Below are 14,203 nucleotides of genomic sequence, written 5' to 3'. Positions count from 1 at the left end.
GCAGATGATTAATTGATTCAACATGCGATGGTTTGTTTACATCTTGAATATCCTGTTGGTAGCCTATATCCTTTTCCAAGCTGCCCACCGTCAAAGTGAAAAAGAAATATTGATCGTACTCTGTTATTACGGTTTATTAATCGCCGCCAATGTAGTACTCAGCGGCCTATTAAAATTGTTCCGCCAACCCGTTTGCACTGCCTTTTCTCGTTCCGGCATCTATCTCATGGTAGGGGTATTACCAATGGTACTCGCATACAAACTGATCTCGATGTCTTAATATCTCTCTACTTCCACAACTCATTCAACAAAAAAAGCCCGGGAAGAATTCTCCCCAGGCTTATACTTGATGGCCGCGCTTGCGAATTAGTTTATTAAACTAGCAGTAGCAAACACACCTTACTTTATTGTTTATCCCACCAAACTCTACCATTCAAATCATCTTTCCCATTAAACCCAGTTTGGCGCTGTACGGCGTCTTTATAATTCTTCTCATTCAACGCCGGTTCTAATACAGGGTAACCTTGCCTGCGGGGAATGGGTAAGTTGTTATTATCCGGTGCCGGTGTTAATACAGGGAAGCCTGTTCTACGCCATTCTGCCCATGCTTCATAACCATTCATATACAAATGCACCCAACGTTGATAAGCAATTTGCTTTACCGCATTGGCTGGATCATAGGGCACACCGGGGGCTGTCATCAAAGCTCCTAAACCGGTAGTATCGTTGTTGCGCCATTGGCGAACCGATTGTTCAATCGCTTGCTTGTAGTAATTCGCTGCCGAAGCATCGCCACCGTTAATCCAACCCAGCTTAGCTGCTTCAGCCATGGCAAACAATACTTGTGGGAAGGTAACCAAGTTGGTAGGTGCATCTTGCGCACGCAAACTCGCGCCTAACATCGATACTTGGCTTTCCGGGATGTTGCCCGCAACAGCGCCATCTACACCATATGGCATGCCTGCATATTTACCATCTGCTGCACGCGGATCGGCAAACACTTTAATACGCGGATCATTCGTGCTATTCATATAATTAGCCAAGGCTTCGGAAATTGCATACCAACGGCGTTTTTGTACAATAAATACATAGTACCAGTTGTTCTGGTTATTGGCATCTGGTAAGTGTTTATACACGGCATTTTCGGCATTGTTTGCAAAGGCGCCATCAGCAATGGCTGCATTGAATTCCGTAGCGCCGGTTTGCGCATCTATTTTCGATAATCGCAATGCCATCAACATGCGCACCGTGTTGGCCAAGTGTTTCCATTTGGTCATGTTGCCATTGTATAATATATCGCCGGTAGGACCTTTACCTGCATCGATCTGCGCTTGTGCCGCTTTCAATTCTTTGAATAAATCGGCGTAGATCGCTTGCTGTGTATCGTAAGCCGGGTCGGGTACACGTTGACCTTTTAACGCGTTCGTGTAAGGAATATCACCCCAACGATCCGTCATGTGCCAATAAAATATAGCCCTTAAAATACGTGCCACAGCCACTTGGTTGGCAACAGAACCATCTTCATCCGACAAATTCTTCGCCTCAATAATACTTTGCAAGTTCATCAAAGGATCGGCGTAGAACGAGTAATTGGAGAAGTTGATATTCGTATAACGCGACGCATCGGTATAAATCTTTTCAGACCAATGTTGTATATACAAATTCCCGTAAATGGTTTCTACCATGTTCGGTGTTTGTTGTATCGCGTAAGTAAGCAAGAACGCGTTCGACCCTTCTTTTGGTAAGTTGGGATTTACGTTCATATCGTCGGAAATAGAACAAGCACCAAGAGTTAAACCCCCGATGGCCAGCGCTAAACAGCTTTTTATGAGTTTTTTCATGATCGTATCGTTTATAATGAAATAGTAAGGTTCACACCAAAAGAACGGGTTGTTTGCAACTGTCCTGTTTCTAACCAACTGATAGAAGTACTACCTGTTGATAGCTCGGAAGGATCTAATCCTTTCGGTGCCTTTTGATATATCATAAATGGATTACGTGCTATGAAGGCTAAGTTGAGGTTCGTGAATGGTAACCCTTTGAATTGTTTCTTCGCAAAGTTGTATGCTAACCGCATTTCCCGCATTTTGATATACGATGCATCATAACACCATTCTTCGTAAATCTGTGTACCCAGGCGCGTACGGAAGTAGGTTTTCGCCGTTACATAAGTGGTAACTTCTTCGCCCGTTGCTTGGGAAATACCGTTCACTTTTACACCGCCACCACTAGCTACATCGTCGCGCACGTTTTTACCCCGATCGTTCATAGCGGCTGTTTCTTCTGCCAGGCCTGCTTTCACACTCAACATCCTCGTCCAGCTAAAGAACTTACCACCCGATTGGAAGTCTAACATCGCGCCCAATTCAAAGTTGCCATAACGGAAGGTGTTTTGTAAACCACCGGTGAAATTGGGAATAACGCTGCCTAAATCCTGGTTAGGGTTCATAATAGGTAAATTGCTGGCATCGAGCATTATTTTACCGGTTTTTGTATCGCGTAGGTAAGCGTTACCAATCAAACGACCGAAAGCTGCGCCTTCTTTTGCTTGTATATACACGGTTTGACCAGAATATGTATTCTGATCTAATACTTGGTTCGGTATACCAGGTGCCAATTTCACGATTTCACTTTTGTTATTGTTGATGTTGAAGTTCACATCCCAAGAAAACTTCTTCCCCTTTACCGGCGAGCCGTTCACGCTTAATTCAATACCACTGTTTTTGATATTACCGGCATTCGTCACCATTTGGGTATACCCTGTAGAACCACCCGTGTTCAAAGTTAAAATCTGGTTTAAGTTACGTTGGTTATAGTAGGTGAAGTCGAATCCTACTCTATTGTTTAAGAACCTAGCTTCCAAGCCTGCTTCAAACGATTTACCGATCGATGGTTTTAAACCTGGATTATTCAGCGTATTGGGAATGTATTCTGTAGCCAAGGTGCCATAAGGAATGCCCAAAGCGAATGTATTGTAGGTTTGATAAGCCGCTACATCATTCCCAGCTTCGGCATAACCTACACGCACTTTCGCAAAGCTCAACGGGTTCCAGCCTACTATTTCACTAAATACAAAGCTACCGGAAACGCTTGGGTAAAGGTTATTACGGTTGTTTTTAGGCAAGGTGGAAGATTGATCGCTGCGTAACGATGCATCCAAGAAAAGCATATCCTTGTAACCAAGACTAGCATTTACAAATTGGCTATTTACTTGTTTCTTACGTTGGTAGTTTTCTGGTGTTGATCGATCGAGCGAGTTGCTTAAGTTGAAGAAGTTTTTGATCAACAAACCACCTGCCGTAGCACCATAGATGTAACTATAGTTTTGATACATTACGTTCGCACCGGCCGTAGCATTCAGCGAAAAATCGTTGAAGGTTTTGTTGTATTGAACCAGCAATTCGTAGTTGAATTCCTTGCCTTCATATTTGCCCTGTGTATAGCCCTGGATCTTTTGTCCACCCGCCGCGCTACGCGTATCAATGTTTTGTGTGTATACATCGCCACGAACGGTTCCTGTTGCCTTTAAGCCTGGCAAGATATCATACGAAACACCCACGTTCCCAAAGAAGCGGTTACGCGAATCGTGGTTGGGGTTTTCATATAAGTTAAAGAAAGGGTTGTTCCAATCGTACGGTGTTACACTGGTTAAGTTACCATTGCCATCGGGATTCGGAATGTTCCATTGGTAGAACGGGTGCGATGGATCGTCGTACTTATATTGGCGCAATTTATTCATGTCAAGCGAGCGCTGGAACCATTGGCGCATGTACGTGGCATTTCCTTGCTGGTAGCCTTGTGCCGGCCGCTGCCCTTTGTTATTCGCATAGTTGATCGACCCGTTGAGTTGCACTTTATTACTCGCATTCACCGAACCCGACATGGTAAGGTTGTTTCGCTTTAAATACGTGTTAGGTTCAATACCTGTAATGCTGGTATTGTTGTACGACACGCGGAAGCTGGAAATATCGTCGCCACCGGAAACGGAGATATTATTGTTGAAGGTATACCCCGTTTCATAGTAATCTTTGATGTTATTGGGTTGAGGAACGAACTTCGTTGTTTTACCATACATGGGGTCTTTGGGGTAATAGCTATACATCATGCGTACATCTTGACCATCCATTTTTGGTCCCCAGCTTTCATCGGTACCATCGATGAAATTCTGCCCGTTCAGTTGAATGAAGTTCTGGCTCGAGCCACCGCCGTAAATATTTTGCATGGGCATAAAGCGGGTAGCTTGTTCCATAGAAGCGGCGGAACTGAAGTCAACATTTACCTTTTTGCCGCCTTTACGACCACCTTTCTTGGTGGTAATCATTACTACACCATACTGCCCCCGTAAGCCATACAAAGCGGAAGCAGCGGGGCCTTTTAGTACGGTAATGGTTTCAATGTCGTCGGGGTTGATATCTTGGGCGAGGTTACCATAATCGGGCCCGCCATACCCTGCGAAATTGGAGTTGGAAATAGGTGTGCCATCAACCACGATCAAAGCCTGGTCGGTACCGTTGATGGAGTTAACGCCACGTATTTTAATTTTCTGTGTACCTCCCATGCTGGCACCGGATGCACCGGTTACTTGTACACCGGCTACTTTACCGGCGAGGGTGCCAAGTACATTGTTATCCTTGGTCATGGTAAGATTGCTGCCTTGAAGTTGTTGCGCAGCATACCCTACGGAGCGTTGTTTCCGGGTAATACCCAGTGCCGTTACCACCACTTGTTCCAGGTTCTTCGTATCGCTTTTCAATTCCACAACCAGCGTTGTTTGATTTGCTGTGGGAATTTCCTGCGATAAGTACCCAATAAAGCTGAATACCAACACGGCATTCTCGGGTACTTGTAAGCTAAATTGACCTTGTTGTAATGTGGTAGTTCCCGATAAGGTACCCTTAACTTTCACAGTAACACCAGGAAGCCCTTCTTTTGTTTGGGCATCCTTTACAGTACCGGAAATGACGCGGGTTTGGGCTGCCAAATAATAAGGCAGCAATAGCATGCAACATGCCATCATGAGCGCGGAGATTTGTTTCATGAGCGCGATTTTGGGTTGAATAAATAATTGAGATGGGATAACAGCGATAAAGAAGAGTGTGAGTTGGCCACCATTGCGGTTTCAGCGTGTATCCCTATCTCATTTGGTTGATAAAAAATTGCGTTTCAAATTGGACTAAACCGGGCAGAACGCCGGTTGAATTAACTTCCCGTAATAAGTGTTTACTATCTAGCTAAATATAACAACAATTCCCGTGCTACTTTACTGGAAAGTGATCATCGGCGTTATTCATTGTATAATAGACGCCGATGACGATTACTTACAACGATGCTTCTGCATCATATTTGCCTGTTTTATCTTCGATGGAAACATCTTCGTTTGCTTTGATTTGCATTTTGATGTATACGAGCAATTGGCCTGCTCCTGCTTTGAAACATACTTCTTGGGCTTTACGCACGATGTCCATTAGTTCGTCGTACGTTCCTTCCATCACGGTTTCAAAGGGGCATACACGGTATTTAACCCCCGAATTCTTAATCACGGCAATTGCTTCATCAACTACGGCATAAACTTGGTCTGTAGCTACTTGCGGCAATATTTGCAAGGCCAGGTTAATCTTATGTTGCATGGTTCTTGGTTTACTAGATATGGCAGCACTGGGCTAAGTGCAGCAGATGTATACGCAAAGAAAATACAAAACTTTTATTTCAGTGGTTTTTTTAATTTTATTTCATACAAATCTTTCCGCATATCTTTCAAATTCTGAACACTACCAAAGGCGTGTAGTTCTTTCAGTAATACCAAATCAACATCCGCAATAACAATCATTTCTGTATTCGGCGTGGCATCGGCTTTCACCCCTGTTACCGGGAACTGGAAATCAGAGGGCGTAAGTACGGCAGATTGAGCATATTGTAAATCCATGTTATTCACCTTTGGCAGGTTCCCTACGCAGCCGGCAATGGCTACATAACATTCGTTTTCAATGGCGCGGGCTTGTGCACAGAAACGCACGCGGTTATAGCCGTTTTGGGTGTCGGTTAAGAAAGGAACAAAGAGAATTTGCATGCCTTGCGCTGCCAGTATCCGGGAGAGTTCCGGGAATTCAACATCATAACAAATCAATATCCCAATTTTCCCACAATCCGTTTCAAATACTTTTACTTCGTTACCGCCTTTCATTCCCCAACTACTCACTTCGCTTGGTGTAGGGTGTATTTTGATGAATTGTTCGTAAGTACCATCGCGCCTGCACAAGTAAGCAATGTTGTACAGCTGTTCATCAATCACAATTGGCATACTACCCGTAATAATGTTCACGTTGTATGAAACGGCAAAATCGCAGAACTTCTGTAATATGTATTCCGTATGCTTCGCCAATCCACGGATGGCCCCAGCTTGGTCGAGCTGGTTAAATTCTATCATCAACGGGGCATTGAAGAATTCGGGGAACACGCAAAAGTCGGAGGCGTAATCACTTACTGCATCGATAAAGTATTCGGCTTGCTCTAGTAAGCCTCCTACACCACTGTAAGTACGCATTTGCCATTGTACTAGGCCAATACGAACGGTGGATTTATTGTAGCGGATGATATCACTGTCTTTCTCATAATAGATGTTGTACCACTGTAACAAGGTGGCGAAACCATGACTAGCCTCATCACTTGGTAAGTAGTTACGTAAGATTTTCTTTACCACGAAGTCGTTCGAGAATTGGAAGGTGAGCGTAGGATCATAGATTTCTTTATCCCGTACTTTTTCCATGTACTCGCGGGGCGTAAGTTGGTCGGCATATTTATCGTAATTGGGTATCCGGCCACCGGCTACGATCCCGCGCAGGTTAAGTTGTTCGCAGAGCACTTTCCGCGCATCGTAAAGCCTACGGGCTAAACGCATACCACGAAAATCGGGGTGTACGAATACTTCTATGCCATATAAAATATCCCCTTTAGGGTTGTGGGTATTGAAGGTGTAATAACCTGATATTTGTTCGTAAGTATGGTCGTCGCCGAACTTATTGTAATCCACAATAATCGACAAAGCACAGCCCACTACTTTACCGTTCACGGCTACAGCTATTTGCCCTCCTGGGAAGAGGCTGATTAACTTCTGGATAGTACTTTCTCTCCAATAACTGCCCGGCATGTCCTTATACGCGCTTACCATCGATTCTTTCAAATCGTGGTAATCTTCTGCTGTTAAATTCCTGATTTCAATTGTATCGGCCATAGTTTTGAGGTTTTCCAGAAGATAAACAATAATTAGACCCAAAAGTTATTACATGCATCCACTTAGTGAACAACTGGCGGCCTAATTCTGGAAAGTATACGGTATGGCAATGATTTGTACACGCAGTGTAACAGTTTTCTTTAAATTGAAGGTAAAGGGTTGAATGGAAGTGAATTAAGTATAGCCGGTGTTTATGATAAAGTGTAAATATAATATCTTCTAATGTTCTTCTAATGGTCTTCTAATGGTCTTCCAATGTTATTCCAATGTTCCAGCTATATACTACATATATATCCCATGTTACACCCCTATTTTCATATTGGGAGGTGGTTAACTTATCTACAATGCTGTTTTGGGGGATTTTAAGGCCGTAAATTGGGCAATTGAGAAAATTCTAGTATATTTCGAATAACAAATAGATTTTCGCTTTTTTCATACACCAAAATCGAGGTTACCACGTTACACCTCTAATACTATGCCATGGCTAAACGTCCTAAAAACGACAAATTCCATTTATTAAGTATCATAGGCATCGGCTTGCTAGTGCTGGTCGGTTTAATTATGTTATTTGTTTTTTCTAAGATAATGATCGATGGACGGTTGATCATGGTAGAGTTAACCAGTTTGCGAATTTGTATGTTCGTGTACTTATTCCCCGTCGTGCTAATAATAAGCGGCATTGTACTCTACTTTGTATTACGGCAGAGGCACTTTAAATGGAAAGAAGTAGTGTATTTATTCTGTGGCTGTGCCATTTTTGCTATGATTGTATGTGTTTGCAGTGCGGGATGTATGATACTGTTAAATGAACAATGCGGCTACCAAGAAAAACACAAGAAAGCCGTTACCCTGTTAGAAAAAGAAGAAAAAGCCATCTCCGGCCGCGCCCAAAGCATGCATCACTTCGAATTCGTCGACCACCAAACATTACAGAAATATAGGTTCCGCTCTTATGTAGATGTATACAGTACGCACGATGAAGGCGATGTATTGATGCTCGATTTAATGAAAGGCATGCTGGGCATCTACTATATCCCTTATTAATCCTCACTTTTTTACGCGAAAGAAATCCGGCTACAATAAACGTAGTTAGGGCTACCTCAACCTCTAATTTTTATTCTTATCAGAAAAGGAAGAAAGCATTTTACAAGATATTGTCGAAAACATGCTCCTGGAATACCGTTCTAATATTGATCAATTCAGCAAAGGAATCATCATTTCCAAGCTCGACACGTTACTACAATACGCCGGAGCTTTAGCAAGTTTTTTAAATAGAAAACACAGCAAAGTCCTTTAGTATTTCGCGGGTTGTTTAAGTGAGGAGTAGGCGCAAAAAAAATATCCCGGCATGCAAGCATACCGGGATGTGTGTCGTGATTGAATATTTGCAGAACTAGTTTTTCTTGAGTATTTCATCTATGTACACTACTTTGGTATTTGCAGTGCGTAAGAAGTTTCTTTTAGCATCGTTGAAGCGTAATAATGCTTTCACTTGTCGCCATACAAATATGGGTAAGAAGAACATGGCTTTAAAAATGCCACTATCTTTACTCATAACGGTAACAATTGCGAAAAAGCTTACAACGAATGAAGCGATGGCTGCTGCCCAGAAGATGGCCATTGGCCAGTTCCACCATATATTGAAGAGGCAAAGTAAGCCTGCAGAACCCATCAGCATGAATAATGGTGGTCGTAGCATGTTAATGCCGAAGAATACAACACCTGGGCGAAATTTCTTCAGGCCATGCAAGGTAACTTCCCATGCTTCGTGCATCGATTTGAAGTAGGCATTAATCCAGCGAGTGCGTTGCTTTTGTAACTTGCTGCCGTCTTGGATTTTTTCATCGTACACTACTGCTTCTTCTGCATATGCCAACAATGGCAACGATTTAACCAGTTGTGCTTGCATCTTTTTATCGAAGCCGCCCAAGTTTTTAAATTGCCCGTGTTGGAATTGCTCCAATAAAATCTGTTTATACAGTTCCGTTTCAATGGCCACGCCTAATCCCCAAATAGCCGAACTCACCCCTACTTCCATGTGCATCAAACGGTCTACGAAGTTACACCAATGGTTACCTGCTGCATCCATTTGGGCAAAACGCGTATCTGTGTTTTTGGGCAACATATGCGTTTGCACAGCACGGAATCCCATGTTAAAGTATGCGTTCAATATGCTTAAATAATCGGGACGAACAAGATTGTCGGAATCGAATATGATAAAAGCATCATGGGGAACAACAAAGTGCTCAATCGCATGACGAATACTTTTCGTTTTATCGTTGAAAGGCGTTTCGGGTGCTAAAATTTTCACGCGTTCATCGTAAGCCGGTAAATTAATGTCGGTACAATTATCCGCTACAACATACACGGTAAAGTTTTTGTAGTCTTGCTTCAACAACGAATCAACTAAAGGCGGTACCAAAGTAAGATCGCTATGCGCTGCTACAATGGCGCCAAAACTGTATTCTTTTGTAATATTAACACCTTTTCTTAAAGGTGAACTAGATAGGCCAAACAAGCGTTTAAACCCGTAAATCAATAACAAAAACGACGGTAGCAGCACGTAAAATGCTACGATCGTCGACACGATCCACAAAAGAATATTAAATATCTCTGCTACGGTTTGCATACAATGAATTATTGTGGTGTGATAATACTTTCTGTACTGGTTTGATGAAAGAACGAAGACGGCCTCTTACGCTGCATCACGGATAAATAAATATCTTCTACGGAGCGTGTCATGTGATGGAGATTATATTTCTCCAACACGGTAGTCACGGCGTTCTTCTGTAAAAGCGTTCTGAAGTATTTCTCTTCGTGCAATTTCAACATAGCATTGGCCAGTAACTCTTTATTACCGGGTTCTACCAGCCAACCATTTTCCAGGTGTTGGATAATTTCGCGGGAACCGTCTACCTGGGTAGCAATAACAGCATTGCCCATGGCCATTGCTTCCAGCAAGCCAATTGGCATACCTTCCCAGAGAGATGGTAAGCAATACACGTCGCTGGCATGCAGGATATCTGGGATATCTAACCGGAATGGCTGGTATACAATATTACTATGTATGCCGAGTTGCATGGCCGTTGTCATCATTTCTTCTTTCAACTCACCATCACCTACTACCAATAAGGTAATGTCTTTGGTATGTTGTAATACATCGGCAAAGGCTTTCACCAAGGTGATAGGATCTTTTTGAATCGTAATGCGGGCGATGTAAGAAATGAGGGTATGCTCTGTTGGAATGCCTAGCTCTGAGCGGATGTCTTTGTACTGACCGTTTACGTCGAACCTACGCGGGTCGATGCCGTTGTTGATAACTTCGGATTTGAATCCCCGGATATGTTTAATACCCGTTGCTTGGTTCGAAGCAGAAACGGAAATATTACACCGTGTACTCCGGGTGATCACGCCTTCGCTGAGTTCGCGGATGGTACGTTGTAAGAATGGTTGATCGTCGTGAAACGACCAACCATGTATAGTATAAATTAACGGCAAGCCACACCATTTAGCGGGTAACATTAAGTTACTCGCAGCCCTCGAGCCATGTGCATGCACAAGGTCGATTTGTTCATTTTGCAGTAATGCCTTTACCTTCTGCCACTGCCTTATATCAAACGCTTTCAAGGAAGGCACTACAAAATTTTTCACACCCATTTCGTTTAAGCGGGTGATCATAGGTCCATCGGTGAACGATAGAACCACGGGGTCAAACAGTGTACGGTCGAGTGTTTCAACTAAGCCAAGCACATGGGTTTCTCCTCCGCCAATCAAACCTTGGCGGATGGTTTGTAATACTTTTATTTTGGGTTTAGTCATTACGCTGGAACGGCGGTTGTAGTTGTGTTTTTCTTTTCCCAACCTTGGGGTAATTTTTCATATATCTCGATGTTTTCGAACTCCTTGCTCTTGCGCGCACCTACCACTTTAGCCCAAGCAGCCATACGAGCGATACCTTCTTTCAAAGTAATACCGCTACCGGCACCAAATACGCTATGTGCTTTACCATGATCGCTATATGCATGCATCACTTCATTACGTGCAGCGAGGTAATTAATTTTCAAATCGGCACCTAAGCAATCGCTCACAACTTGTGCCAATTCATTAACCGTGTAAGGTTTATCGGCACCGATGTTAAATACTTGGTTATAAGCAGCAGGGATGTTCACCGAATTGGTGATAGGAATAGCTACATCATCGATATAACTGAAAGCACGTGTTTGCTCGCCATCACCGAAGATTGTTAATGGTTGATCTTGCATGATTTGGTTCATGAAGATGCCGATTACGTTACGGTATTTATCGCCAATGTTTTGGTTTTCACCGTATACATTATGCGGGCGGAAAACCACGTAGTTTAAGCCAAACATTTCATGTGCTGCCTTCAAATCTAGTTCCACAGCGTATTTAGAAACGCCATATGGATCTTCTGGTTGCGGTACCATGTCTTCACGCATCGGTAATTGACCAGCGCCGTACACAGCGATAGATGAAGTGAACACGAAGCATTTTACTTTATGCTTAATGGATTCGTTGATCAGGTTGATCGAACCCACGAGGTTGTTATTATAGTTGAAGCGGCGGATGAAATGGCTTAAGCCTTCCGCTGCATAAGCTGCTAAGTGGTAAACGTAGTCGAATTTGTATTCTTCGAAGAGGTTTGTTACCAATACATCGTCTACTACCGACCCTTGCACGAAGATGGCCCCTTGCGGGATATGGTCTTCAAAACCACCACTTAAATCGTCGAGTACAACAACACGGTGACCTAAGTCTAAACAATGTTTTACGACATGAGAACCAATAAATCCGGCTCCGCCTGTTACTAAAGATGTTATCATGATTGCCAATTTTTTTTTGTTACGATACGGGTGAATAACTAGAGGTAGTTAGGTTCCAGAACGCCCCTCTCAAAAACGATTTCAAATGCTGGAACTGTCCCTTTAGTGTATATTTCATTACACCCTTGGGGAAAGTGAGGAAAGTGAAGAAAAGCGAGAATGCCATTAATTGCATAAAGTTGGTATTCCTACGCATATACAGGATCCTGTTACGGGTATGGTAATACACTTTGATAGCGCTTTCTTTACCCATGGTGATGGATTCTTTGTGGTAAATTAATCCATCGGCCACGTACATAATTTTGAAGCCCGCGCGGATAATGCGTGCGCTCCAATCACTTTCTTCGTAATAAATGAAAAACTTGTCGGCAAACATGCCTACTTTTTCAATTACCTCGCGTTTAACGAGCATAGCGGCGCCGTGCGCACAATGTGTAAAGCCCGGCTGGTTGTGTTGCCCATTGTCTACCTCTTTACTACCAACTGCCGATTGCCTGCCTGTGAACAAGTTCATAGGGTTGAAGCCTGCGTATTGAATAGTATCGGGGTTGTGGAAATAGCGAATTTTTGGGCAAGTAACACCAATAGTTTCATCTTGCTCAAAGGGTGCCAACAGGCGTTCAAGCAAGTCGGGAGTTACTTCCGTATCGTTGTTCACGATAAAAATAAAATCGCCTTTGGCATGGTGCATACCAAAGTTATTGCCACCGGTAAATCCTAGGTTAGTAGGACTTACCAATACTTGTACATTCGGGTAATTGCCCGCTAATATCTGCGCCGTAGGGTCTTCTTTCGAGCCATTATCTACGACGATTGTTTCGAAATTCTTGTACGTTAATAGTTTAGTTGATTCAAGAAACTCACAGGTAATCGCTGTTTGGTTGAAATTCAACGTTATCAGCGACACAAGTGGGTTGCTTTTGGGTGTCGTTGTCATTGTATGTACTGTACTCGGTTATTGATGGTTCCTATAAATCTTATACATTGTCTTTTTGGATCAACGCTTTTGGGGTGTTTGTTAAGATCCACATATCGTATAAGAATGATGTTTTTTCAGCGTAATCCTTGTCTAAATTGATTCTTTCATCCACACTCATTTCCTTTTGTCCTCTTTTTTTGATTTGCCATAACCCAGTGATACCTGCAGGTGCAAGGAATCGGCCGGCATAGTTATCGGTTGTTAAGCTGGCAGCTTCGTATAATGGTAATGGGCGGTTGCCTACGAGGCTCATATCGCCTAATAAAACATTGAGTAATTGTGGCAACTCATCGATACTACTATTACGTAAGAAGGCACCTAGCTTTGTTACGCGCGGATCGTTACTGAGTTTGAAGAAAACAGGACCACCATTGGCGTTATTAACGTCGTATTGGTTTAAGTGGCTTAAATCTTTGACACGTTTATCGGCATCTGCCACCATGGTTCTGAACTTGTAGAAATTGAATACTTTATAGCGATTGCCGGCACGTTTAGAGATATAGAAAATCGGTCCACGCGAATCGATTTTTATGGCGGCAGCAATCACCAGGAATACGGGCGATAAAGCGAGGAGAATCAAGCCGGAGGCGGTGATATCGAAACCTCTTTTCAACACATAGTCAACCTTTTGCTTGGTGAGCATGCGTTTTTGTTGCTTTTCTTCCATTTGTGTTTTCGCAGAAAGTAATCGGAACTTTCTTGCGAATTGGAGTTTAGTAGAAAATTCTTCAGGGGTTGTTTTAGCAGTGATAATATCGTCGATACCGCCTAGTTTGGAAAGGGTTTCTTTCTGAACGGTGTCTAACGATTCTGCGTAAACGAAAAATGGGATTTTGCGATAATGCTTGTGATCTTGTAATAATTCGAGGAGGCCTGGCAAAAGAGATTCGCCGCCTTCCATGTTGCAGATGATGAATGTTGGGGTGACGTTATTGTTTAAACGCTCTTTCAAGATTTTTTTTGCAACAGGGATAGCAGTAGCAGTCACCATTTCTTCATCTTGTGTAAGATAAAGATGGCTTTGAGGGAAACTATGCCCAATGAACATCGCAAAGCGCATCAGGCTGTCGGATGGCAGAGAAATAACCGTCGTTAGCGGTTTCCTTTTTTGCCCTGGTAGGTGTAGTGGTTTGTCAAAAATCATAAACAAACTTG

The 14,203-nt window shown here is 43.0% G+C and carries 11 protein-coding genes; 2 read left to right on the top strand and 9 right to left on the bottom strand.

The annotated features are described in order from the left end of the window. Positions 1-22: 22 nt before the first annotated feature. Entirely contained in the window at positions 23-280 is a 258-nt protein-coding gene (locus tag LX64_RS10225) for a hypothetical protein (protein WP_111597532.1), read from the top strand. Between the two features lie 124 nt (positions 281-404). On the opposite strand, the gene LX64_RS10220 is transcribed toward LX64_RS10225, so the two are convergent. The 4 genes from LX64_RS10220 to LX64_RS10205 form a co-directional block, all read right to left on the bottom strand. Further along, positions 405-1,841 carry a SusD/RagB family nutrient-binding outer membrane lipoprotein gene (locus tag LX64_RS10220; RefSeq protein WP_111597531.1) on the bottom strand — a complete coding sequence of 479 codons (1,437 nt, stop codon included), beginning with the start codon at positions 1,839-1,841 and terminating at the stop codon, positions 405-407. An 11-nt stretch (positions 1,842-1,852) separates the two neighbouring features. Further along, positions 1,853-5,038: a SusC/RagA family TonB-linked outer membrane protein gene (locus LX64_RS10215; protein ID WP_111597530.1), complete on the bottom strand. Its 3,186-nt coding sequence runs from the start codon at positions 5,036-5,038 to the stop codon at positions 1,853-1,855. Positions 5,039-5,318: 280 nt separating this feature from the next. Beyond that, positions 5,319-5,627, bottom strand: coding sequence for a thiamine-binding protein (locus LX64_RS10210; RefSeq protein WP_111597529.1), 309 nt, complete (start codon positions 5,625-5,627; stop codon positions 5,319-5,321). A gap of 74 nt (positions 5,628-5,701) precedes the next feature. Next, positions 5,702-7,228, bottom strand: a complete 1,527-nt coding sequence (locus LX64_RS10205; RefSeq protein ID WP_111597528.1) for a bifunctional GNAT family N-acetyltransferase/carbon-nitrogen hydrolase family protein — start codon at positions 7,226-7,228, stop codon at positions 5,702-5,704. Positions 7,229-7,708: 480 nt separating this feature from the next. Between LX64_RS10205 and LX64_RS26020 the strand changes: the two genes are divergently transcribed. Further along, a complete protein-coding gene (locus LX64_RS26020; RefSeq protein WP_111597527.1) occupies positions 7,709-8,272 on the top strand; it encodes a hypothetical protein in 564 nt (187 codons plus the stop codon). Between the two features lie 349 nt (positions 8,273-8,621). Here the strand turns inward: LX64_RS26020 and LX64_RS10195 are convergent, their stop codons facing one another. Genes LX64_RS10195 through LX64_RS10175 form a run of 5 tightly spaced genes read right to left on the bottom strand, consistent with a single transcriptional unit; the run spans position 8,622 to position 14,192 of the window. Further along, on the bottom strand, positions 8,622-9,857 hold the full coding sequence (locus tag LX64_RS10195; protein WP_111597526.1) for a glycosyltransferase family 2 protein: 1,236 nt from the start codon (positions 9,855-9,857) through the stop codon (positions 8,622-8,624). A gap of 8 nt (positions 9,858-9,865) precedes the next feature. Beyond that, positions 9,866-11,089 carry a glycosyltransferase family 4 protein gene (locus LX64_RS10190; protein WP_111597525.1) on the bottom strand — a complete coding sequence of 408 codons (1,224 nt, stop codon included), beginning with the start codon at positions 11,087-11,089 and terminating at the stop codon, positions 9,866-9,868. After that, positions 11,047-12,069, bottom strand: a complete 1,023-nt coding sequence (locus LX64_RS10185) for an NAD-dependent epimerase/dehydratase family protein (protein ID WP_111597524.1) — start codon at positions 12,067-12,069, stop codon at positions 11,047-11,049. The genes LX64_RS10190 and LX64_RS10185 overlap by 43 nt, the downstream gene beginning before the upstream one ends. Before the next feature lie 19 nt (positions 12,070-12,088). Then, positions 12,089-13,006, bottom strand: a complete 918-nt coding sequence (locus LX64_RS10180; protein ID WP_111597523.1) for a glycosyltransferase family 2 protein — start codon at positions 13,004-13,006, stop codon at positions 12,089-12,091. A 40-nt stretch (positions 13,007-13,046) separates the two neighbouring features. Then, positions 13,047-14,192, bottom strand: a complete 1,146-nt coding sequence (locus LX64_RS10175) for a sugar transferase (RefSeq protein WP_245952615.1) — start codon at positions 14,190-14,192, stop codon at positions 13,047-13,049. Positions 14,193-14,203: the final 11 nt, after the last annotated feature.

It is taken from the genome of Chitinophaga skermanii, from assembly GCF_003259335.1.
Classification (GTDB): Bacteria; Bacteroidota; Bacteroidia; order Chitinophagales; family Chitinophagaceae; genus Chitinophaga; species Chitinophaga skermanii.
This window is presented reverse-complemented; position numbering and strand designations above follow the sequence as displayed.